This is a genomic window from Pseudomonas extremorientalis (assembly GCF_001870465.1).
Lineage (GTDB): Bacteria > Pseudomonadota > Gammaproteobacteria > Pseudomonadales > Pseudomonadaceae > Aquipseudomonas > Aquipseudomonas extremorientalis.
The window spans coordinates 38098-61299 of sequence record NZ_MDGK01000037.1 but is presented as its reverse complement, the minus strand read 5'-3'; the positions used below and the strand labels follow the sequence as shown (position 1 = coordinate 61299).

The following is a 23202-nucleotide window of genomic DNA, read 5'->3' as shown; positions in this document are numbered from 1 at the left end:
TCCTTAATCCGCCAGGGCAATCGGCCCGATTTCATCGAACACATCACCCGGCCCCGGGTTCTCGGGGTGAGTGCTGCCGCCGAAGTGGGTCATGATGCCCCACACCGCGTTCAGTGAGGTTTGCACCGCGCCCTCCACCCAGGCCGGCGTCCAGGACACATCATCACCAGCGATAAAAATCCCACGTTGTTCGGCGGGCATGTCCTTCTGCATGAAGTGTGCATACATGCGCTGGTTATAGCGATAGTGACCCGGCAACGCGCCCTTGAAAGCCCCGAGGAAGTGCGGGTCGGCTTCCCAGGACACGGTGATTGGATCGCCGATAATGCGTGCCTTGATATCGACTTTCGGGTAGATCTTTTTCAGCGCGTCGAGGGCAAGTTTCACCCGCTTGTCGATGGGCTGCGGCAGCATTTTCAGGGCGTCGCTCATCCACGAGTACGACAGGCAGATCACCCCCGGCTTGTCGTCGCCGTTATCGAACAGGTAGGTGCCACGGGTCAGGCGGTCGGTGAGGGTCATGCTCATCAGGTCACGGCCGGTTTCCGGGTCTTTGTCCTTCCAGAACGGGCGGTCGACCATCACAAAGGTTTTCGATGATTGCATGTAGCGTGTGCGGTCCAGGGCCATCCACATTTTTTGCGAGAACAGGCTTTCGTCGCATTCGATCTGGGTGGTCAGCAGCCAGCTCTGGCAGGTGGTCAGCACGGCGGCGTATTCGCGGGTGTCGCCATAGTTGTCGGTGACGGCAAAACGGCCATCGGCGGCATGGGCGATACGTTTGACGCCCGCGCGTGGCGCGCCGCGATGCAGTGAACTCAGGCTGGTGCCGGCCGGCCAATGGGCGCAGCGCTCCGGTACATGGCGCCAGATGCCCATCGGCACCTGGGCTACGCCGCCGACCACCAGGTGTTGGTGGTCGTCGCAGTTGGTCATCACCACGCGGAAGATTTCCAGCATCGAATTGGGGAAGTCAGAGTCCCAGCCGCCGGTGCCGAAACCCACCTGGCCGAAGACTTCACGGTGCAGGAACGACAACTTGGCGAACGCCTTGGAGGTGGCGACGAAGTCGTAGAAGGTGCGGTCGTCCCACAGCGGCACCAGCTTGTTCCACAGCTCCTTGAGGCGCGGCACGTCGCGGTCGCGGATGGCCTGCTGGATATCACCGAACTGCGAACCGGCTTCCAGCGCATCGGCCCAGGCGTCCGCGACTTCCTGGAACAGTACCGGCAAGTCGGAGAGCTTTTGCGCGTAGTGGGTCTGGCCTTCAAGGTCGATGACCGTGCTGCCGGAGGCCGGGGTCAGCGGATTGGGGAAAGGTTTGGTTTCCAGGCCGAGCTTGTCCACATAGTGGTAGAACGCCGTCGACGACACCGGAAAGCGCATGCCGCCCAACTCGGCGATGATACCTTCGGCGCCTTCAAAGGCCTGAGAGCGCAGGCGGCCGCCCATTTTCGAGGCTTCGTACACCACCGGCTTGAGGCCCAGCTTCATCAGTTCGTAGGCGGCCACCAGACCCGCGATGCCGGCGCCGACGATCGCCACTTCGGCGCCGTGGTGGGCGGCGGGGATGCTGCCCAGGCCCGCGGGATGTTCGATCCAGTCATCGAAGGCGAACGGAAAGTCCGGGCCAAAGATGGTGATGGGTTTCTTGCCGTCGGCGGGGTGGCGATTGGTCTTGCTGATGGTGCTGGACGGAATGCTCATGGCTGACCCTTACTGGCGACCTGGCGGGCGTGACCCGCTGAGTATAGGAAAAGATGGCAGCCAGTTTAGGGAGCGTAGCGTGCGTTAATAAGACGCAATGTGTCGTCGGATTGATCTGTTTTTAGTCGAAATGACGAACCTGTTGATCAGATTGGTTGACCGCGATCCAATTTGTTACTCAGGATGATCGACGTAGTGGTTTTCTCCACCCCGTCCACACTGCCGATCTGGTCCAGCAATTGGTCCAACTGTTCGGGCGAATCCGTGCGCAGCCAAGCCACGTAATCGAACTCTCCACTCACCGCGCACAACTGCTGCACCTGGGCCATGGCACTCAACCGGCGCAACACTTCCTTGCCCGAGCGCGCTTGTACGGTGATCCCGACGTAAGCCTGCAAACCACCATCAACCACGCGTTGCCCAAGGCGCACGCCATAACCGGTGATCACCTGGGTTTTCTCCAGGCGTGCCAGGCGCGACGTCACCGTGGTGCGCGCGATGCCCAACTGCCGGGCTAGCATGGCCACGCTTTCGCGGGCGTTGATCTGCAGGGCGGCGATCAGTTGGCGGTCGATTTCATCTAGGGCGGGCAAGGCGAGGGCTCCGATAGGCGGGCAATGGGTTGGCATCTTACAGGTTGGCGTCGGCGAGCAGGCAGCGCGTGAACAGTTGCGGTACGGGCAGGTGGCGTTGACTGTAGCGGCTCAGCAGGATGATTTCGCGGTAAAAGGTCCGGCTGCCCAATGGGATGATTCGCACGTTGGGCGAGCGTTCCAGCCACAACCCGGCCTGAGGAATCAGCGATACGCCCAGGCCGCATTCGACCATCTTGACGATGGCTTCCAGCTCATCCAACTCCAATGCTACCTGCACATCGAGTTTGTGCGCCTTCAGGAACCGGCTGACCAGGCGCCCACCAAACGAAGCACGGTCATAGCGCACATGGGGCTGTGTCGCGAGCAACTGCAACGGGTCATCACCCGCCAACGTGTGAGGCACGATCAGCGCGAACGGCTCCTTGCGCAGCACCTGCACGTGCAGCTCCTTGGGCAGGTCGAAGGGCGGGCGGATGATGATCGCCGAGTCCAGCTCACCGGCGTCCACCTGGCTCAACAACTCCAGGGACACGCCCGGTATCAACTTGCACTCCACCGTCGGTGCCGCCTGACGCAAACGCACCAGTGCCTGGGGCAGCAGGCCCGTCTGCGCGGTGGTGATGGCGCCCACTTTCAACTCACCCCGGTACTCGTTGGCGTCCACCGGCACCGTCATGCGGTTGAAGGTCTCCAGGATCTCTCTCGCCAGTGGCAAGGCGCGCAATCCCGCCGCATTCAACGTAGCCTGGCGCCCGGTACGGTCGAACAGCGGCACACCGAGCGCCTGCTCCAACTGACGAATCTGCGCACTCACCGCCGACTGCGTCAGCCCGATATGCATACCGGCCGCCGCGAATGTGCCGTGACGGGTTACTGCGATAAAGGTCTTCAGTTCACGCAGCATGGGCGTCTCGATTGATCGAAATAATTTGAGCTCGGCGCAAAAACTATCGTCTTTTCATCGTTGGCAGCAAGGCTAAAATCGAGGCACTTAACGCCCATAGAGGTTTGACCTGATGACACTTGCACCTTTCCACCTGGCAATCCCGGTATACGACCTCGCCGCTGCGCGGAGCTTCTATGGTGACGTGTTTGGCCTCGAGGAAGGACGCTCAAGCGATCATTGGGTCGACTTCAACTTCTTCGGCCACCAACTGGTGATCCACGAACACCCCAAGACCGCCTCCCAGGAATCAGCCCACACCAACGCAGTCGACGGCCACAACGTACCCGTGCCGCATTTTGGCGTGGTACTGGGATGGGAAGACTGGCATGCCTTGGCGGAACGCTTGCAGGCGCGGCAAACCCGCTTCGTGCTGGAGCCACATATTCGGTTCAAGGGGCAGGTGGGGGAGCAGGCGACGTTGTTTCTGTTTGATCCGTGTGGGAACGCGCTGGAGTTCAAGGCGTTCAAGGATATTGGGCAGTTGTTTGCGAAGTGAGGCGGCCAGACACACGAAAGCCGCGCATCGCGCGGCTTTCTTGTTTGGTGGGCCCACACGGACTTGAACCGTGGACCAAAGGATTATGAGTCCTCTGCTCTGACCAACTGAGCTATAGGCCCTGTAACAGGTCGCGGATTATAACGATGGTTTCCCCGCTGTGCCATCCGAAAAATCCTCAATGCTTATACGAAGAAACGTAGCAGCAAAAAGCTCCGGCGGTAGCGGCAGGCTGACGATGTAGCCTTGCATCTGTTCGCAGCCTTCGGCAGCGAGGAAGGCCTGCTGTGCGGGGTTCTCCACGCCTTCGGCGATGATGGTGAATTGCATGCTGTGGCCCAGGGCGATGATGGCGCGTACGATGGCGGCGTCGTGGGGGTCGTCGGGCAGGCCGCGGACGAAGGATTGGTCGATCTTCAGGTAATCCAGGGGCAGGCGCTTGAGGTAGCTGAGGGAGGAGTAGCCGGTGCCGAAGTCATCGATTGCCAGTTGTACGCCGAGGTCTTTGAGTTGGTGCAGCACCTCCAGCGCTTCTTCGGCCTGGCTCATGATGAAGTTTTCGGTGATCTCCAGTTGCAGGCAGCCCGGGTCGAGTCGGTAGTCGCGCAATAGCTGTTCGATGCGCGCCAGCAAGCCGGGGTGACGCAGTTGGGCGCCAGCCAGGTTCACCGACAGTGGGCCGAACTCGTCGAAGGTGCCTTGCCAGGCGTGCAGTTGTCGGCAGGCCTGTTCCAGCACCCAATCACCGATCTGCAGGATCATGCCGTTCTCTTCGGCGAGGGCGATGAAGTGTTCGGGCGGTACGTCGCCAAACGTGGGGTGATGCCAGCGGATCAATGCTTCGGCACCGATCAGTTCCTGGGTGATCAGGCTCCGTTTCGGCTGGTAGTACAGGGTCAGTTCGTTGCGCTCGATGGCGCGGCGCAGTTCATGTTCCAGCGCCACGCGCTCGTTGGCCTGGGCGGTGAGGTCGCGGGTGTAGCTTTCGACCCGGTTGCGCCCCTTGGCCTTGGAGCGATACATCGCGGCGTCGGCATTCTTGACCAGGGTGGCGACGTCGGTGCCGTCCTGCGGGTACAGGCTGGTGCCGATGCTGGCGCTGATAAAGAACTCGTGCTCGCCGGCCTGGAACGGCGGTGTAAAGCAGGCCAACAGCTTATTCGCCAGGTATTCGGCGTCACTCGCGTGTTGCAGGCCTGGGAGCAGGATGATGAATTCGTCGCCGCCCAAGCGTGCCACGGTGTCGATGTCGCGCAGTTGTTCCTTGAGGCGGACGGCGATGTCTTTGAGCAGCAGGTCGCCGATCGGATGGCCGAGGCTGTCGTTGATGTGTTTGAAGCGGTCCAGGTCAAGAAACAGCACGGCGCCCTGTTTGCCGGTTTCCTGGTGACCGTTGAGGGCGGCCTGCAGTCGGCTTTCGAACAGCGTGCGGTTGGGCAGGCCGGTCAATGGGTCGTGATGCGCCTGGTAGTCGAGGCGGGCCTGGGCCAGTTTGAGGCTGGAGATGTCGGCGAACACCGCGACGAAGTGCGTGATCAACTGGTCGCGGTTGCGCACGGCACTGATGGTCAGCCAACTGGGGTACAACTCGCCGTTCTTGCGACGGTTGGAAATCTCGCCTTGCCAATGTCCGTGGGCGGTCAATTGATGCCACATCGCCGCATAAAACGCGCTGTCATGCAGCCCGGAAGCGAGTAGGCGCGGGGTATTGCCGAGGGCTTCGGCCTCGCTGTAGCCGGTGATTTCACTGAAGGCACGGTTGACGGCGCTGATGTTCTGCCGGGTGTCGGTGATCAACACACCTTCGGCTGTGCTCTCGAACACGGTGGCAGCTTGTTGCAGTTTTTCCTGCATCAGTTGGCGTTCGGTGATGTCTCGGGCGATGGTCAGCATGCAGTCGTCATCGCCAATCGGCAGTGGGCGGCTGGATAGCTCGCACAGGCGAATCTGACCATCGCTGCGGCGTATGTGGCAGATGAAGTCGCGCACAAAGCCATCGCGCTGCATCAGTTCGAGCATGTGTTTGCGTTCGTTGAGGTCGACCCAGATGCCCAGGTCCAAGGTGGACTGATCGACGGAGGCGGCGCTGTTGAAACCTGTGATCCGGCTGAAACCATCGTTCACTTCTATCAGCAGGCCATCGCGCTGGCGGCTCAACAGCAAGCCGTCGGGGGAGGCGTGGAAGGCCTTGGCGAATTTCTCCTCGGAGGTTTGCAGCTGTTGCTGGGTTTCCTTGAGTTGGGTGATGTCGCGCACCACCACCACGATGGCCTCTGTAGTGTCGAGTTGAAACGGTTCGGCGGAAATCAGACCGGTGAAGGCCTGGCCATTGCTGCGCAGGAAGGGCATTTCCAGGTTGCGGATGCTGGTGGTCTGCAACCGCTGCAGCAGATCGGGGCCTGCGCCCTGGATGCCCCAGATGTTCAGCTCGGTAGCGGTTTTACCCACGACATGTTCGGCTGTTAGCCCGACCTGGTCCTCGAACGCTTTGTTCACCTCCAGCAGGCAGCCGTCGGACAGCCGTGCAATCACCAGGATGTCCGGGCATTGCTGGAACACCGAGGCGAACTTCTGCTCAGACAGTTGCAGGGCCTCTTCGGTGCGCTTTGCCTCACTGATGTCGATCATCAAGCCGCGCAGCACGGGCTCATGGCCGTGCTCGATGAGGCTGACGATGTCACGCACCCACAAGCAACGGTTGTCAGCGGTGATGACCCGGTAATCAACGCTGTGGTCACGGTTGGCGCGGGTTTCGCGTTGGCAGTAGGATTCGGTGCGAATCAGGTCGGCGGGGTGAATGATGTTGCGCCAGAAGCCCGGAATCAGCCAGTGGGCCCGTGGGTAACCCAACAGTTCCTCAGCGTGGGGTGATACATAGCTGTAGGTGAAGTCGGTGACGCTGGCTTCCCAGGCAATCGCGGACAAGCTCTCCACCAGGCCGCGATAGTGGTACTCGCTGCTGCGCAGTTCCTGTTCGAGGGCTACGCGGCGGGAGATTTCCGAACTGAGCCGGCGATTGATCCGGATTACCACGGCCAGTACGGTGCTCAGCAGCAACACGGCGGGCAGGCCGTAAGTCAGCAAGTCGGTCCAGAAGGTGCGATGGTCGGTAAAGCTGCCGACCCAATGTTGCTGGATCGCGTCGGTTTCCTGCGGGCCAAGGTCGGCCAGTACCTTGTCGAGGATGCCCACCAGTATTTTGTTGTCGCGTGGTACGCCCATCGCCAACTGATAGCGGTAGGGCGTTTCGCCGCTGACGTACAAACCGTCGAGCTTGAGTTGGCGCAGGCTCCAGACGCTTGAGGCGAGGTCGCCGACAACCGCATCCACTTCGTCCGTGGCCAAGGCTTGCAGCGTCGAACTCACATTCGGCATGGCCACCAGGTTGAGGTCGGGATGGTGCGTGCGCAACAGTTCATGGGGCGCGTAGTTTTCCACCACGGCAATCTTCAGCCCATAGAGATCCTTCAGGTTGCGCGGTCTGGCCCCGCCTTCGTGGGCCAGGATGACGATGGGGAAGTCCAGGTACGGGCGAGTGAACGCCATGTAGCCTTGGCGTTCGGGTGTGGACATGATGCCGGGCAGCAGGTCGAGCTGGTTGTTGCGGGCCAGCTCCAGCACCGCGCTCCAGTTCACCGGTTCGATCAGCTTGACCCGTATGCCCAGGCGATCCTGGATCAGGCGCACGTAATCCGCCGCCAAACCTTGGTAGCGACCTTCTTCGTCACGGTACTCAAAGGGTGGCCATGACGCGTCCACCCCCAGGCGCAGCTCCTGATGGTCCGCCAACCAGCCACGCTCATCATCAGTGAGAGTCAACGCGCCAGCCGTTGCGGTCCAGGTCAGCAGCGACAGCAGTAACACAGTCGGCAATCTGGGCATAACGGTCTCGTTATGGCACGGGGAATGTTTCGAGTGTAGACGGGCATTGCGGGGGAGGGGCGTTGCGAGGGATTTTATCTATACAAAACAAAACCCCCGGCCTGGGCCGGGGGTTCTGGTGTCACTCGTCGAGGAAGGAGCGCAGATGCTCGCTTCGCGTCGGGTGGCGCAACTTGCGCAGCGCCTTGGCTTCGATCTGACGGATCCGCTCGCGGGTCACGTCAAACTGCTTACCGACTTCCTCAAGGGTGTGGTCGGTATTCATGTCGATGCCGAAACGCATGCGCAGTACCTTGGCTTCACGGGCAGTGAGGCCGGACAGTACGTCGCGAGTCGCTTCTTTAAGACTCTCAACGGTGGCGACATCGATTGGCGACTGCATGGTCGAGTCTTCGATGAAGTCACCCAAGTGGGAGTCTTCGTCATCACCGATCGGGGTTTCCATGGAGATCGGCTCTTTAGCGATCTTCAATACCTTACGGATTTTATCCTCAGGCATTTCCATGCGTTCGCCCAGCTCTTCCGGGGTCGGTTCGCGACCCATTTCCTGCAACATCTGCCGGGAAATACGGTTGAGCTTGTTGATCGTCTCGATCATGTGCACCGGAATACGGATGGTGCGGGCCTGGTCGGCGATCGAGCGAGTGATCGCCTGACGGATCCACCAGGTGGCATAAGTCGAGAACTTGTAGCCGCGACGGTATTCGAACTTGTCCACAGCCTTCATCAAGCCGATGTTGCCTTCCTGGATCAGGTCGAGGAATTGCAGGCCACGGTTGGTGTACTTCTTCGCGATGGAGATCACCAGACGCAGGTTGGCTTCAACCATCTCTTTCTTCGCGCGGCGGGCCTTGGCCTCGCCGATCGACATGCGACGGTTGATGTCCTTGATCTCGGCTATCGTCAGACCGGTTTCGGTCTCAAGCGCAGTCAGCTTCTGCTGGCAACGGATGATGTCCGGCTGCAGGCGACCGATGGCTTCAGCGTATTTCGCCTTGCCTTTGGCCAGTGCGTCGGTCCAGCTTTCGTCTACTTCGTTGCCCGGGAACTGGCGCAGGAAGTCGGCACGCGGCATGCGGGCATCACGCACGCACAGTTGCATGATTGCGCGCTCTTGGGCACGCAGACGCTCCAGGGCACTTCGAACACGCTCAACCAGGCCTTCGAATTGCTTCGGCACCAGCTTGATCGGCATGAACAGCTCTGCCAGGGCCACCAGCTCGGCAATTGCCTGCTTGTTGGCGCGACCGTGCTTTTTCAGGGCCTTGCGGGTGATTTCCATTTGATCGGAAACCGCACCGAAACGCTGGGCAGCGATGATCGGGTCCGGACCGCTTTCGACTTCGTCTTCATCGTCGCCGCTGGCTTCAGCGTCGTCGTCTTCGGAATCGTCGTCCGCTTTCGCAGCCTTGGCATCGACAGGCGGCGGTACTTCGGCGGCAGGCGGCGCAATGCCGTCATCCGGGTCGATATAACCGCTCAGGACGTCGGACAGGCGACCACCTTCGGTGGTGACGCGGGTGTACTCGGAGAGAATGTGGTCAACCGTGCCTGGGAAGTGCGCGATTGCGCCCATCACTTCACGGATACCCTCTTCGATACGCTTGGCGATTTCGATTTCGCCTTCGCGTGTCAGCAGCTCGACGGTACCCATTTCACGCATATACATGCGCACAGGGTCGGTGGTACGACCGATATCGGTCTCCACAGCAGCCAGCGCGGCAGCCGCTTCTTCTGCGGCAGCCTCGTCGGTATCGGCGTCCGCCAGCATAAGGGAATCCTTATCTGGCGCAGCTTCGAATACGTTGATCCCCATGTCGTTAATCATGCGGATGATGTCTTCCACCTGCTCTGGATCTGAAATATCCTCAGGCAGGTGGTCGTTGACCTCCGCGTAAGTCAGGTAACCCTGCTCACGACCGAGAACGATCAACTCTTTGATACGTGACTGCTGTTGCGCTTTTCCGGACATAACACCCTATCCACTGAAGGTCTTGGCGGGCAAAAAACAAGCCGAGGATTATACCCGAGCTATGACCTCACACGCCAGCTGAGGTCGGGTTTGATGCGGAAACATTCTGTTTTAAGAGGTCGCGCATCTGTTTTGCTATCTGAATTTGCTCTTCAGCCGACAATCCCGGCTGCCTTGCTCTCTTGATGAGTTCATCGAGGGTCTGCGTGTGCTGACCCGCAGATAACCTAGTAATGGTGTCTAAAAACTGTTGTTCAAGGTTGTCACCGTCAATTAGCCACTCCTTTTCCGCGAGCGCTTTGAGCAAGCGGCCTTGTTCGGTGCCATGCCAGCGAGCCATCAATTGAATTGAGTTTAGCTTAGGATTTTTCTGTACCGCCTCGATCAGGGCGATCAGTACCTGGGCGTAGGTGTTGCTCTCGTTGGCAAAGTGATCGGCGCTCTCGACCTTCTCCGCCAGATGCGGGTGGTGGATGAGCGTGCGCAGGGCAATCAACGTCGGCGCTTCCACGGCAACCGGGGTGCGCGGGGCGTAGGCCTCATCGCCGTCACCGCGCTTGCCGTTCTTGCTCCAGGGTTTCTTGTCCCATTTCTTGCCGCCGGCACCGGGTTTCTTCGGCGTCCACTCCTGTTGGGGCGCGTAGGCCTCCTGGGGTTGGTGGAAGTCGGAGTAGTCCGGCATGGCGTCGTAATCCATGCCTGGGTCGTAGGCCGGTGGCGCTGCGTCATGCGGTGCGTTATGCACCAGCTGGCTGACGGCTTCGCCACTGAGCCCAGTGATTTCCAGCAGGCGCATGCGCATCAGGGACTTCAGGTTGGCGCCTGGGACCTTATCAATCAACGGTGCCGCGAGGGTAGCCATGTGGGCCTTGCCTTCGAGTGAGCGTGGATCTGCTTCTTCGGTCAGTTGCTGGAAGAAGTAGTCGGCCAACGGCTGCGCATGTTGATTGATGCGCGCGCGAAATGCGTCGGTGCCTTCGGAGCGCACCAGGGTGTCCGGGTCTTCGCCTTCGGGCAGGAACAGGAAGCGCGCACGGCGTCCATCCTGCAGGCTCGACAGCGTGGCTTCGAGCGCGCGCCATGCGGCATTGCGGCCAGCCTGGTCGCCGTCGAAGCAGAACAGCACGCTGGGCACCACGCGAAACAGGCGTTTCATGTGTTCTTCGCTGGTGGCGGTGCCCAGGGTGGCGACCGCGTTGCGCAAGCCTTGTTGGGCGAGCGCAATCACGTCCATATAGCCTTCAACCACGATGATCTCGTCGAGGTTGCGGTTGTTCTTGCGCGCCTCGAACAGGCCGTAGAGTTCCTGGCCTTTGTGGAACACCGGGGTTTCCGGGGAGTTCAGGTACTTGGGCTTGTCGTCTCCCAGCACCCGGCCACCAAAGGCGATGATGCGGCCGCGGCTGTCGCGGATCGGGAACATCACGCGGTCGCGGAAGCGGTCATAGCGTTTGCCGGTCTCGGCGTTCTCCACCAGCAGGCCGGCGTCGATCATGGCTTTTTGCTGGAGGGTGTCACTGCTCAGGTGCTTGTACAGGTTGTCCCAGCCGGGCGGGGCGAACCCCAGGCCGAAGTCGCGGGCGATTTCGCCGGTGAGGCCGCGTCCCTTGAGGTAGTCGACGGCGGCCTTGCGCTGCGGATGGCTTTTAAGCGCCTGACGGTAGAAGTCGGCAGCGGCGGTCAGCAGCGGGTACAGCGGCGAATCGGTGGGTTGCCGCGGTTTGTGCGGGCGGCCGCTTTCTTCGCGAGGGATTTCCATGCCGGCGGCTTTTGCCAGTTCCTCGACGGCCTGGGGGAAGTCCAGGTTGTCGTGGTCCATGATGAAGCCGAGGGCATTGCCGCCCGCGCCGCAGCCAAAGCAGTAGTAGAACTGCTTGTCCGGGCTGACGCTGAACGACGGAGTCTTTTCCTTATGGAACGGGCAGCAAGCGGTGTAGTTCTTGCCGGCCTTCTTCATTTGCACGCGCGAGCTGACCACATCGACGATGTCGGTGCGGTTCAGAAGGTCGTCAATAAAGCTCTGGGGAATCAGCCCGGCCATGGCGTTCTCGTCATCACTGCGTGTAAATGAGGGCCCGTGAGGTGTTCAAGCGCACGTATCGAGTGCTCGAGCATCCAGCGACTGCATGGGGTGTACGGAAGTGTATCTGCCGAATATTCACTGACGTTAGTTTCTGATCAGTCTTCGGTGTGGAAATGTTGCCCCGGCGCCCGGTCTTGGCCGGTGACGGGCCTCGGAAACGCCTCGTTGGGCGCAGTCGACACGGTTGGTCGGCTGTTTACAGAATGAGTGTGCTCGTCAGTAGCCTTGATAGGCTCGTCAGAAGAGACGTGCACCGCTGGCAAAAGAGCCAGTCCTGACGTGTGAAGCAGTTGTCTCGGTCGCATGTGCGGCGTCAACGGTGAAGCATCAAGCGATATCCGCAAATGCCATTAGCCCGGCTGAGGGCCGGGCTTGGCAGAAGCTTGCTACGAACGTCTGTGTATTAGTACAGACGAACGGCGCGGCGCTGTTCGCGCTGAACTTTCTTGGCGTGACGCTTAACAGCGGCTGCTGCTTTACGCTTACGCTCAGAAGTTGGCTTCTCGTAAAATTCGCGGCTACGAACTTCAGCCAGTACACCGGCTTTTTCGCAGGAGCGCTTGAAACGACGCAGAGCTACGTCGAAGGGTTCGTTCTCTTTAACTTTGACGGCTGGCATCCAGAGCTACCTTCTTTCATTACCGGGATCAACGTTCTCGTCGCAAAAAATTCGCGGCTGAGGTCGTCGGTTTTTAAGGGTTGCGGATGTTAACCCCTCATTGCCCGGAATGCAAAGCCTCTGATCGAAAACCGCTAGTCGGGAGGGGGAGTGGCGACTATTATGCGCGCCTTCGAATTCAGCCTCTACAAGGCGCAAACCCATGCTAGTACTGGGACTTGAAACCTCCTGCGACGAAACCGGTGTCGCACTTTACGACAGTGAACGCGGGCTCCTGGCCGATGCGCTGTTCAGCCAGATCGACCTGCACCGTGCCTATGGCGGCGTGGTGCCGGAGCTGGCCAGCCGTGATCACGTCAAGCGCATGCTGCCCCTGATCCGCCAGGTGCTGGACGAGGCCGGCTGCGTGCCGACCGAGATCGACGCTATCGCCTACACGGCCGGCCCCGGATTGGTCGGGGCCCTGCTGGTTGGGGCCTCTTGCGCCCAGGCGCTGGCGTTTGCCTGGGGCATTCCGGCGCTCGGCGTGCACCATATGGAAGGCCATTTGTTGGCTCCGATGCTGGAGAAAACCCCGCCACAGTTCCCGTTCGTCGCTTTGTTGGTTTCGGGCGGCCATACGCAGTTGGTTCAGGTGGATGGCATTGGCCAATACACCCTTTTGGGTGAATCCCTGGATGACGCCGCCGGTGAGGCGTTCGACAAGACCGCGAAGATGATGGGCCTCAATTATCCGGGTGGCCCGGAAATCGCACGCCTCGCCGAAAAGGGTGTTGCAGGTCGCTACACCTTCCCGCGCCCGATGTGTGATCGCCCAGGCCTGATGTTCAGCTTCAGCGGCTTGAAAACCTCCGCGCTGAACACCTGGCAGCAGAGCGTCAGCGCCGGGGACGACAGTGAGCAAGCCCGTTGCGACATCGCGCTGGCGTTCCAGCAGGCCGTGGTGGAGACTTTGACCATCAAGTGCAAGCGCGCCCTGAAACAGGCGGGCATGAAGCGCCTGGTGATCGCCGGCGGCGTCAGTGCCAACAAGGCTTTGCGCACTTCGCTGGAAAAAATGCTCAGCGATATGAAGGGCGATGTGTTCTACGCACGTCCGGAGTTCTGCACCGACAACGGCGCGATGATCGCCTACGCCGGTTGCCAGCGCCTGCAGGCCGGGCAGCATGAAAACCTGGCGATCAGCGTGCAGGCGCGCTGGCCGATGGAGCAGTTGTCGCCGCTGTAACACCGCAACCTGAATTGACGGTATTTAAAAATGCCGTTCGCGCCCGGCAAACAGGTCGCGTAAATTGCCACGGTGGCGCCAGACGATCAGCAGTGTCAGCACGCTCATCGGCAGCAGCGCCGCCGGCTCTTGCCAGGCCAGTAGCGGCAGGGTGAGCGGGGTGGCGATCAGTGCGGCGAGCGAGCTGGTGCGGGTCAGGTAGAACGTCAACAGCCAGGCAAGTACAGCCAGTAATGCTGCCGGTGGGTAGATCCCCAGCAACATGCCGGCCGCCGTGGCGACGCCTTTGCCGCCACGAAAGCGGAAGTACAGGGGAAACAGATGGCCCAGGACCGCGCAGACGCCGATCCAGGCCTGTTGTTGCAGGGGCAGGCCGGCGAGGCTGGCGATCAGCACGGGCAACAAGCCCTTGCACAGGTCGCCCAGTAGCGTCAGTACGGCGAGTTTCTTGCCGGCCAGGCGCAACATATTGGTGGCGCCGGCATTGCCTGAGCCACTCATTCGCGGATCGGGATTTCCCGTCAGGCGGCTGAGCAAAATGGCGAAGGACAGCGAGCCGAGCAGGTAGGCGAAGATCGCCAGTGACCAAAACATGCTAACTATTCCGGGCGAGGACGCCCTGATTCTAACGGGGCATCGCGCCCTTGTCGTGCTGCGGAGAAGAGTGCTTGGACAGAGTGTTTATCGAAGGCCTGGAAGTCGACACCGTCATCGGGGCCTACGACTGGGAGCGCGGAATCCGCCAATGCCTGCGCCTGGACCTGAGCTTTGCCTGGGACAACCGCCCGGCTGCGGCCGGTGACGACCTGACCCTTGCGCTGGATTACGCCAGCGTGTCCGCGCGCATCCAGGCCTTTGCCGAGCAATCTCAGTACCAACTGGTGGAAACCTTTGCCGAACGCCTCGCGCAAGTGTTGATGAATGAATTCCAGATTCCCTGGCTGCACCTCAAGCTGACCAAGCCTGGTGCCGTGCCGGCTGCCAAAGGCGTGGGCGTGGAGATCGAGCGCGGATGTCGCTAACTCAGGTTTACCTTGGCCTAGGCAGCAATATCGAGCGCGAGTCTCACCTGTGCGCCGGCTTGGATGCGCTGGCGAGTTTCTTGACCGATATGCGTTGCTCGGCGGTGTTCGAAAGCCAGCCGGTGGGCATCAAGAGTGGGCCGTTCTTCAATCTGGTGGTGTCGGCGTATACCGATCTGCCGTTGATGGAACTGGATCGCCGGTTGAAATTCATCGAGGCCGACAACGGTCGTTATGCGCCGGACCGCAAAGGGCTGCCGTTGGATATCGACGTGTTGTTGTATGGCGATCTGGTGGGCAATTTCGATGGTTTGGTTTTGCCGCGTGCGGAAATCCTGAAAAACGCCTTTGTGTTGTGGCCGCTGTCGCTGATGGCGCCGGAACGCGTGCATCCTGAGGTGGGCAAGACGCTGGCCGATTTGTGGCGCGATACGCAGATCGACCAAGTGCTGGCGCCTGTCGCGTTTGAATGGCAGGGCCGACAACTGACGCCGGGCGCTCTCCTGTAGGAGCCGGGCTTGCTCGCGAAAAACCGGAGAGCGCTGCGTTATCGTTGACGTTCTTCGCGAGCAAGCTCGCTCCTAAATGAGTGCGTGTTGTTCCTTGTAGGTTTTTAGTGCCTTGAGCCGTTCGCGCTTGAGCGCCTCACCCAGCTCCGGGCCTTTGAAGCCTTTCTCCAGCAGGGGGGCCACCGCAACCTCGCGAGCTGCTTTTGCCGCTCCGCGCAAATAATCCGCCTGTGGATAACTTCTTTGCTCCAGGCCCTTGCGGCCTCGGGCGTCCATCTCGCAGGCGACCACGAACTCTTCAAAGCGCTGTGGCCGCCGGTACACGTCGAAGCTTTGCAGCAACTCCAGCAATGTCGAGGCCTTCAGCTCCAGAGCGCGATGGCCGTGGGTGTGATATTGGCCCACCAGCAGTGCTAATTCCTGGCAATCCCTCGGCACCTTGAAGCGTTCGTTGACCGCCTTGATCAGCTTCAAGCCCCGGTGTTCGTGGGCGATGTGCTGCGGCAACTTATCCACAGGCGTCGTACCCTTGCCCAAGTCGTGGAGCAGGCAGGCCCAGCGCACAGTCAGTGGCTGTTGATGCAAGGCGGCTTGTTCTAGCACGCTGAGGGTGTGCACGCCGGTGTCGATTTCCGGGTGATGGGCTTCGGGTTGTGGCACGCCGAACAGTGCATCGACTTCGGGCATCAAGGTTTTCAGGGCCTGGCAGTCACGCAGTACCTGAATAAACACCTGAGGTTGATCTTCCATCAGCGCCCGGCAGATTTCTTTCCAGCTGCGCTCCGGCGTCAGGGCTTCCAGTTCGCCGGATTCGCTGAGTTGGCGCATCAGCTCCAGTGTTTCCGGCGCGACGGTGAACCCCAGGGGCGCATAACGTGCAGCAAATCGTGCCACTCGCAGTACGCGCAGGGGATCTTCGGCGAACGCCGGGGAAACGTGGCGCAGAATGCGCGCTTGAAGATCGCGTTGGCCGTGATAAGGGTCGATCAAGTTACCGTCATCGTCTTGCGCCATGGCGTTGATGGTCAGGTCGCGACGGATCAGGTCTTCTTCCAGCGTCACTTCGGGGCTCGCGTGAAACACAAAGCCGCCGTAACCCCGGCCACTCTTGCGTTCGGTGCGGGCGAGGGCGTACTCGTCGCCGTTCGTTGGATCGAGGAACACTGGGAAGTCTGCGCCCACCGGCTTATAGCCCTTGGCGAGCATCTCTTCGGCAGTCGCGCCCACCACGACGCGGTCAATATCGGTGACCGGGATGCCCAAGAGGCGATCCCGTACCGCACCGCCGACTTTATAGGTTTTCATGAAAAAGCCTCCGTTAGCGGCACAGGATACCGCCTGTGCCTGACCAATGGAGGCTTTGCTGTTTCAGAGATGAACGACAGCCAGGTCCAGGCGCCCGTAGTCGTTGTCGTTGTGATCGCTGCGCGGTGGCACATGGTGGGTCTTCATCACCTGATCGCCTTGCAGGGTTTCCAGGTGAATATCGAAGCCCCACAGCCGATGCAGGTGCTTGAGTACTTCCTCGGTGGATTCTCCCAAAGGTTTGCGATCGTGCTGCTGGTGCCGCAGGGTCAGCGAGCGGTCGCCGCGCACGTCGATACTGTAGATCTGCACGTTGGGCTCGCGGTTGCCCAGGTTGTACTGCGCCGCCAGGGTTTCACGGATGGTGCGATAGCCAGGCTCGTCGTGGATGGCCGGCACCACCAGGTCATCCTTGAGGTCGTCGTCGAGGATGCTGAACAGCTTGAGGTCGCGGATCACCTGAGGTGACAGGTACTGCAGGATAAAACTCTCGTCCTTGAAGCTGCTCATGGCGAACTTGATGGTGGAGAGCCAGTCGCTGCCGGCGATTTCCGGGAACCAGCGGCGGTCTTCTTCGGTGGGGTGCTCGCACATGCGGCGGATATCGCGGTACATCGCAAAGCCCAGCGCATAAGGGTTGATGCCATTGTAGTAAGGGCTGTCGAAGCCGGGTTGGAAGACCACGCTGGTGTGGGAGGTGAGGAATTCCATCATGAAGCCGTCGGTGACCAGGCCTTCGTCGTACAGGTCATTCATCAGTGTGTAGTGCCAGAACGTGGCCCAGCCTTCGTTCATCACCTGGGTCTGGCGCTGTGGATAAAAATACTGCGCGATCTTGCGCACGATCCGCACGATTTCCCGCTGCCAGGGCTCCAGCAACGGTGCGTGTTTTTCCAGGAAATAGAGGATGTTTTCCTGAGGTTCGGCGGGGAAGCGTGCGTTGTCCTTGTCGCTGTTCTTGCCTGTTTTTTTAGGAATGGTGCGCCACAGGTCATTGATCTGCTTCTGCAGGTGTTCTTCGCGCTCCTTCTGGCGCAGGCGTTCTTCCTCGGCGGAAATCGGGTAGGGACGCTTGTAGCGGTCGACACCGTAGTTCATCAGCGCGTGGCAGGAGTCGAGCAGGTCCTCTACCGCATCGATGCCGTGGCGCTCCTCGCACTGCATGATGTACTGCTTGGCAAACACCAGATAATCGATGATCGAACTGGCGTCGGTCCAGGTGCGGAACAGGTAGTTGCCCTTGAAGAAGCTGTTATGCCCGTAGCAGGCGTGGGCCACCACCAGTGCCTGCATGCAGATGGTGTTTTCTTCCATCAGGTAGGCGATGCACGGGTCAGAGTTGATCACGATCTCGTAGGCCAGGCCCATCTGGCCGCGGGTGTAGGACTTTTCGGTGCTGAGGAAGTGCTTGCCGTAGGACCAGTGGTGATAGCCCAGCGGCATGCCCACCGAGGCGTAGGCATCCATCATCTGTTCGGCGGTAATCACTTCGATCTGGTTGGGGTAGGTGTCCAGGGCATACCCCGCGGCGATGCGGCTGATTTCCCGGTCATAAGCCTGGATCAGTTCAAAGGTCCACTCTGACCCCGTGGAGATGGGTTGGCGTTTTTGCTCTTTTTTGGCGGTCATGTCACTAACCTGCGCTGGAAGAGTTCACGGAAGACCGGGTAGATATCGCCGGCCGAGACCAGTTGCTGCTGGGCGAACGTGTCGGCGAAGGCTTCGCCGATGCGCTCGTATTCGAACCACAGCGCCTGGTGCTCACGGGGGGTAATTTCGACATACGTGTAGTACTGCACGAACGGCATGATCTGGTTGATCAGGATGTCGCGGCAGATGGGTGAGTCGTCGTTCCAGTTGTCACCGTCCGAGGCTTGCGCGGCGTAGATGTTCCACTCATTGGCCGGGTAGCGCTCGGCCATGATCTCCTGCATCAGCTTCAAGGCGCTGGAGACGATGGTGCCGCCGGTTTCCCGTGAATAAAAGAACTCCTCTTCGTCGACTTCCCGGGCGCTGGTGTGATGGCGGATAAATACCACGTCGATCTTGTCGTAGTTCCGCTTGAGGAACAGATACAGCAGGATGAAGAAGCGCTTGGCGATGTCCTTGGTGGCCTGGGTCATGGAGCCGGACACGTCCATCAGGCAGAACATCACGGCCTTGGAGCTGGGGTTGGGTTGCTTGACCAGCAGGTTGTATTTCAAGTCAAAGGTATCGAGGAACGGCACGCGGTGAATGCGCGCGCTGAGCTTCTCGATTTCTGCCTCTATTTGCTGGATATCGCCGAAGTTGTCCGGTTCTTCACGCTTCAAGCGCGCCAACTCTTCCTTGGCCTCCTTCAGTTTGGCGCGGCTGCTGCCCGACAGTGCGATACGCCGGGCATGGGCCGAGCGCAGGGTACGGATGATGTTGATGCGCGAGGGGTTGCCCTCGTTGCTGATACCCGCGCGTACGGTCTTGAAGGTGTCGGTGCCGGTCAGGTTGCGCTTGACCAGGTTGGGCAGTTCCAGGTCCTCGAACATGAATTCGAGGAATTCTTCCTGGGTGATCTGGAACACGAACTCGTCCATGCCTTCGCCGGAGTTGCCCGCCTTGCCCGGACCTTTGCCGCCGCCACCCCCTTGGGGACGCTGGATATGCTCGCCGGTGGTGAACTCCTTGTTGCCGGGGTGCACGACGGTCTGTTTACCGCCCCGGCCGTGGTGCAGTACCGGTTCGTCAATGTCCCGTCCGGGAATGCTGATTTGTTCGCCATGCTCCATGTCCGTGATGGAGCGGCGACTGACGGCCTCTTCTACGGCCTTTTTGATGTGGTCACGGTAACGCCGCAGGAAACGCTGGCGGTTTACCGTGCTCTTGTTCTTGCCATTGAGGCGTCGGTCGATCACATAGCTCATGGGGAGCCCTCCGGGCAGCTTCACGTTACAAGCTTCAAGCGGCGAGCTGGAAGCTTAGAGACAAGCGGTCGGCTGCCAGGCCAGAAGCCCGGCAGCGCACGCCTGTCGCTGCCTTACTGCGATTTGCGCACCCGCAGGTACCACTCGGACAGCAGCCGTACCTGTTTGTCGGTGTAGCCGCGCTCGACCATTCGTGTGACGAAGTCGTTGTGTTTTTGCTGATCCTCCTTGCTGGCCTTGGCGTTGAAGCTGATGACCGGCAGCAAGTCCTCGGTGTTGGAGAACATTTTCTTCTCGATGACCACCCGCAGCTTCTCGTAGCTGAGCCAGGTCGGGTTCTTGCCATTGTTGTTGGCGCGGGCGCGCAGCACGAAGTTGACGATTTCGTTGCGGAAATCCTTCGGATTGCTGATGCCGGCGGGTTTTTCGATCTTTTCCAGTTCCTCGTTGAGGGCGACGCGGTTGAGGATCTCGCCGGTTTCCGGGTCGCGGTATTCCTGGTCCTGGATCCAGAAGTCGGCGTACAGCACGTAGCGGTCGAAGATGTTCTGGCCGTACTCGCTGTAGGACTCCAGGTACGCAGTCTGGATTTCCTTACCGATGAACTCGATGTAGCGCGGCGCCAGGTATTCCTTGAGGAAGCGCAGGTAGCGTTCGCGGGTTTCCGCCTGGAATTGCTCCTGTTCGATCTGCTGTTCCAGCACATAGAGCAAGTGCACCGGGTTGGCGGCAATTTCGTGAGGGTCGAAGTTGAAGACCTTGGACAGGATCTTGAACGCAAAGCGCGTCGACAGGCCGTTCATGCCCTCATCCACACCGGCCGTGTCGCGATACTCCTGTATCGACTTGGCCTTGGGGTCGGTGTCCTTGAGGTTTTCGCCGTCGTACACGCGCATCTTCGAGTAAATATTCGAGTTTTCCGGCTCCTTGAGGCGTGACAGCACGGTGAACTGGGCAAGCATCTTCAAGGTGTCGGGTGCGCAATGCGCCTTGGACAGGGAACTGTTGAACAGCAGCTTGTCGTAGATCTTGATTTCATCGCTGACCCGCAGGCAGTAAGGCACCTTGACGATATAGATCCGGTCGATGAAGGCTTCGTTGTTCTTGTTGTTGCGGAAGGTGTGCCACTCCGATTCGTTGGAGTGGGCCAGCAGGATCCCGGTAAACGGAATCGCACCGAGGCCTTCGGTACTGTTGTAGTTGCCTTCCTGGGTGGCGGTAAGCAGTGGGTGCAGCACCTTGATCGGTGCCTTGAACATCTCCACGAACTCCATCAGGCCCTGGTTGGCCCGGCACAGTGCGCCGGAATAGCTGTAGGCGTCGGCGTCGTTCTGCGGGAATTCCTCGAGTTTGCGGATATCGACCTTACCCACGAGGGCCGAGATGTCCTGGTTGTTCTCATCGCCCGGTTCGGTCTTGGCCACGCCGATCTGATTGAGGATGGACGGGTAGAGCTTGACCACGCGGAACTGGCTGATGTCACCGCCGAACTCGGCCAGGCGCTTGGTGGCCCAGGGCGACATGATGGTGTTGAGGTAGCGGCGCGGGATGCCGAAGTCTTCTTCGAGGATCGCGCCATCTTCCGTGGCGTTGAACAGGCCCAGGGGCGACTCGAAGACCGGCGAGCCCTTGATGGCGTAGAAGGGCACCTTCTCGATCAGTTGTTTGAGCTTCTCGGCCAGGGACGACTTGCCGCCGCCGACGGGGCCGAGCAAGTAGAGGATCTGTTTCTTCTCTTCCAGGCCTTGGGCGGCATGGCGGAAGTAGGAGACGATCTGGTCGATGCATTCTTCCATCCCATGGAAGTCTTCAAAGGCCGGGTAGCGACGTATCACCTTGTTGGAGAATATTCGCGACAGCCGCGAATTGTTCGAGGTGTCTATCAGTTGCGGCTCGCCTATCGCCAGCAGCAAACGTTCGGCGGCAGACGCATAGGTGCTGCGATCCTGTTTGCACAGCTCGAGATACTCTTGCAGCGTGAGTTCTTCCTGCTGTGTGGATTCGAAGCGGTTTTTGAAGTGGCTAAAAATACTCATGACGTCGTCACCTCGCTCGATACGTGGAGCCGACGCCGGATCAATCAGTCGATGCTGGCAGACATTGGCAGACGCCAATGGCTGTTTTCCCCCCAGAACACCCTGAAACGCTACCGATGACCCGCACGCCGGTGTACCGGCTCTCCCCTGATTCGGATGGCCTGCGCTTAAGGATAGTTCGGAATCGGAGAGGTCAAGGCGCGATGCGCAATTAGTTTGGCTGCGCCGTTCGTCAGAAACGGCGCAAGCCCAAGCGTCACGCGGGGTAGCGGGGTGTGAAAAAAATTATTGCGAATCGCCCGAGGAAATTTCCGCAGGATAGGTCGTACGCCACAGCTCAAAGCCGCCGTCCAGGCTGTAGACGTCGGAGAAGCCCTGGCTGATCAGGTAGGCCGCCGCGCTCTGGCTGGAGTTGCCGTGGTAGCAGGCCACGATTACCGGTGCGTCAAGGTCTGCGGCGCGGATGAAGTCGGCGATGTTGACGTTGTCCAGATGCCTGGCACCGGTGATGTGCGCGGCGTTGTAGGTCGGCTGGTCGCGGATATCGACCACCACGGCACCTTTCTCGCGCAGGGCCTGGGCTTGTTCGGGAGGGATACGTTTGAATTCGCTCATGGATGGCTCCTAGGGCCTGGCGGTAGCCGGCAATGTAACGGGCGGGGGGGATTGGCACTGGCAGCTATAACGCTCGCCGGTGTCGACGTTCATCAGCGTCATGGCGCCGCCCCACACGCAACCGGTGTCGAGGGCGAATACGCCAGGCTCATCGCACTTGCCTTCAAGTGCAGCCCAGTGACCGAAAATGATCCTGGTGTCACGGGTCTTGCGTTCTTTGTGGGCGAACCAAGGCTTATAGCCGGGAAGCGCGGTGTCGGCGCCTTCCTTGCTCTTGAGGTCCAGCTTGCCCTCGGCGGTGCAGAAGCGCATGCGCGTGAAGTAGTTGGTGATAACTCGCAGGCGTGCGACGCCGGTCAGGTCGTTGTCCCACTTCACCGGCTCGTTGCCGTACATCCCGTCGAGGTAGGCGGTGTACAGATTGTCATCGGCCAGGGCGCTCTCGACTTCAGCGGCGCACTTGAGTGCTTTCTTCAATGACCATTGGGGCGGGATGCCTGCATGGACCAGGGCCACGTTACGGCCTTCGTCGTAATGCATGATTTTCTGGCGGCGCAACCAGTCGAGCAACGCGGCGCGATCGGGCGCTTCGAGGATTTCCCGCAAGGTATCGCCCTTTTTCAGGCGCTCGATGTTGTTGCCGGCCGCCAGCAGGTGCAGGTCGTGGTTGCCCAATACGCACACCAGGGAATCGCGCAGGCTATATAAGTAGCGCAGCGTCTCCAGGGACTGCGGGCCGCGATTGACCAGGTCACCGACCAACCACAGGCGGTCACTTGCCGGATCGAAGGCTACGCGCTCAAGCAGGCACTTGAGCGGCTCCAGGCAACCTTGCAGGTCGCCGACCGCATACGTCGTCATCAGTGCAGGGCTCCCGGCACGGCAAGACGGAACGGTGCGATGATGGCGTCGAACAGTTGGCCGTCGGTGGCCTTCATTTGATACGAGCCTTGCATGGTGCCGACCTTGGAGGTCATCACCGTGCCGCTGCTGTAGGTGTGGCTGGCGCCGCTGTCGATCAGTGGCTGCTGGCCGACCACGCCTGCGCCGCGCACTTCTTCGACCTGGCCGTCACCGTCGGTGATCACCCAGTGGCGTGAGAGCAACTTGGCCGGTACCAGCCCGTTGTTTTTCACCGTGATGGTGTAGGCAAAGGCGAAGCGGTTCTGTTCAGGTTGCGATTGGTCCGCCAGGAAGCGGGTGACGACGCTGACGTCGATCTGGTAGCGAGGATCGGACATGCAAGAGGCCTTAAAAGCAGAGGACAGCAGATGCGGGTCAGTCTAGGC

19 protein-coding genes and 1 tRNA gene are annotated in these 23202 nt (G+C 60.1%); 4 read left to right on the top strand and 16 right to left on the bottom strand.

Translation table 11 applies throughout. The features are described from left to right. Positions 1–3: 3 nt before the first annotated feature. The 3 genes from BFN10_RS14460 to BFN10_RS14450 all read right to left on the bottom strand — a co-directional run bounded on the left by BFN10_RS14460 (position 4) and on the right by BFN10_RS14450 (position 3207). Positions 4–1686: a flavin monoamine oxidase family protein gene (locus BFN10_RS14460; RefSeq protein ID WP_071490480.1), complete on the bottom strand. Its 1683-nt coding sequence runs from the start codon at positions 1684–1686 to the stop codon at positions 4–6. Between the two features lie 167 nt (positions 1687–1853). Continuing rightward, positions 1854–2300, bottom strand: a complete 447-nt coding sequence (locus BFN10_RS14455; RefSeq protein WP_010206997.1) for an Lrp/AsnC family transcriptional regulator — start codon at positions 2298–2300, stop codon at positions 1854–1856. A gap of 37 nt (positions 2301–2337) precedes the next feature. Further along, the gene (locus BFN10_RS14450; protein WP_071490249.1) at positions 2338–3207 is read right to left on the bottom strand and encodes a LysR family transcriptional regulator; all 870 of its coding nucleotides are present in this window, start codon (positions 3205–3207) and stop codon (positions 2338–2340) included. Between the two features lie 112 nt (positions 3208–3319). Between BFN10_RS14450 and BFN10_RS14445 the strand changes: the two genes are divergently transcribed. Further along, positions 3320–3745, top strand: a complete 426-nt coding sequence (locus BFN10_RS14445) for a VOC family protein (RefSeq protein WP_071490248.1) — start codon at positions 3320–3322, stop codon at positions 3743–3745. Between the two features lie 45 nt (positions 3746–3790). On the opposite strand, the gene BFN10_RS14440 is transcribed toward BFN10_RS14445, so the two are convergent. The 5 genes from BFN10_RS14440 to rpsU form a co-directional block, all read right to left on the bottom strand. Then, positions 3791–3867: transfer RNA gene (locus tag BFN10_RS14440), tRNA-Ile, on the bottom strand. Between the two features lie 16 nt (positions 3868–3883). After that, positions 3884–7627 carry an EAL domain-containing protein gene (locus BFN10_RS14435; protein WP_071490247.1) on the bottom strand — a complete coding sequence of 1248 codons (3744 nt, stop codon included), beginning with the start codon at positions 7625–7627 and terminating at the stop codon, positions 3884–3886. A 121-nt stretch (positions 7628–7748) separates the two neighbouring features. After that, a complete protein-coding gene (rpoD, locus tag BFN10_RS14430; protein WP_071490246.1) occupies positions 7749–9599 on the bottom strand; it encodes an RNA polymerase sigma factor RpoD in 1851 nt (616 codons plus the stop codon). Positions 9600–9666: 67 nt separating this feature from the next. After that, entirely contained in the window at positions 9667–11640 is a 1974-nt protein-coding gene (dnaG, locus tag BFN10_RS14425) for a DNA primase (protein WP_071490245.1), read from the bottom strand. A 445-nt stretch (positions 11641–12085) separates the two neighbouring features. Then, positions 12086–12301 carry a 30S ribosomal protein S21 gene (rpsU, locus tag BFN10_RS28825; protein WP_002551877.1) on the bottom strand — a complete coding sequence of 72 codons (216 nt, stop codon included), beginning with the start codon at positions 12299–12301 and terminating at the stop codon, positions 12086–12088. A gap of 202 nt (positions 12302–12503) precedes the next feature. On the opposite strand from rpsU, the gene tsaD reads away from it, so the two are divergent. Then, complete coding sequence (gene tsaD / locus BFN10_RS14415; protein ID WP_071490244.1) at positions 12504–13529, top strand: tRNA (adenosine(37)-N6)-threonylcarbamoyltransferase complex transferase subunit TsaD; 1026 nt, start codon at positions 12504–12506, stop codon at positions 13527–13529. A 24-nt stretch (positions 13530–13553) separates the two neighbouring features. On the opposite strand, the gene plsY is transcribed toward tsaD, so the two are convergent. Continuing rightward, complete coding sequence (gene plsY / locus BFN10_RS14410) at positions 13554–14123, bottom strand: glycerol-3-phosphate 1-O-acyltransferase PlsY (protein WP_038843023.1); 570 nt, start codon at positions 14121–14123, stop codon at positions 13554–13556. A gap of 74 nt (positions 14124–14197) precedes the next feature. On the opposite strand from plsY, the gene folB reads away from it, so the two are divergent. Together folB and folK are read left to right on the top strand one after the other, a co-directional pair. Next, on the top strand, positions 14198–14551 hold the full coding sequence (gene folB / locus BFN10_RS14405) for a dihydroneopterin aldolase (protein WP_071490243.1): 354 nt from the start codon (positions 14198–14200) through the stop codon (positions 14549–14551). Beyond that, a complete protein-coding gene (gene folK / locus BFN10_RS14400; protein ID WP_071490242.1) occupies positions 14542–15060 on the top strand; it encodes a 2-amino-4-hydroxy-6-hydroxymethyldihydropteridine diphosphokinase in 519 nt (172 codons plus the stop codon). The genes folB and folK overlap by 10 nt, the downstream gene beginning before the upstream one ends. Positions 15061–15132: 72 nt before the next feature. On the opposite strand, the gene BFN10_RS14395 is transcribed toward folK, so the two are convergent. The 7 genes from BFN10_RS14395 to apaG all read right to left on the bottom strand — a co-directional run bounded on the left by BFN10_RS14395 (position 15133) and on the right by apaG (position 23154). After that, the gene (locus BFN10_RS14395) at positions 15133–16365 is read right to left on the bottom strand and encodes a multifunctional CCA addition/repair protein (RefSeq protein ID WP_071490241.1); all 1233 of its coding nucleotides are present in this window, start codon (positions 16363–16365) and stop codon (positions 15133–15135) included. Positions 16366–16428: 63 nt separating this feature from the next. Continuing rightward, positions 16429–17994, bottom strand: a complete 1566-nt coding sequence (locus tag BFN10_RS14390; protein WP_071490240.1) for a SpoVR family protein — start codon at positions 17992–17994, stop codon at positions 16429–16431. Beyond that, complete coding sequence (locus tag BFN10_RS14385) at positions 17991–19262, bottom strand: YeaH/YhbH family protein (protein WP_017138057.1); 1272 nt, start codon at positions 19260–19262, stop codon at positions 17991–17993. Before BFN10_RS14385 ends, BFN10_RS14390 begins: the two co-directional genes overlap by 4 nt. A 113-nt stretch (positions 19263–19375) precedes the next feature. Continuing rightward, positions 19376–21298: a PrkA family serine protein kinase gene (locus tag BFN10_RS14380; RefSeq protein ID WP_071490239.1), complete on the bottom strand. Its 1923-nt coding sequence runs from the start codon at positions 21296–21298 to the stop codon at positions 19376–19378. 285 nt (positions 21299–21583) lie between these two features. Next, positions 21584–21913 carry a thiosulfate sulfurtransferase GlpE gene (glpE, locus tag BFN10_RS14375; RefSeq protein ID WP_071490238.1) on the bottom strand — a complete coding sequence of 110 codons (330 nt, stop codon included), beginning with the start codon at positions 21911–21913 and terminating at the stop codon, positions 21584–21586. 9 nt (positions 21914–21922) lie between these two features. After that, a complete protein-coding gene (locus BFN10_RS14370; protein ID WP_071490237.1) occupies positions 21923–22774 on the bottom strand; it encodes a symmetrical bis(5'-nucleosyl)-tetraphosphatase in 852 nt (283 codons plus the stop codon). Further along, positions 22774–23154: a Co2+/Mg2+ efflux protein ApaG gene (apaG, locus tag BFN10_RS14365; protein ID WP_010206973.1), complete on the bottom strand. Its 381-nt coding sequence runs from the start codon at positions 23152–23154 to the stop codon at positions 22774–22776. The genes BFN10_RS14370 and apaG overlap by 1 nt, the downstream gene beginning before the upstream one ends. Between the last annotated feature and the right edge of the window lie 48 nt (positions 23155–23202).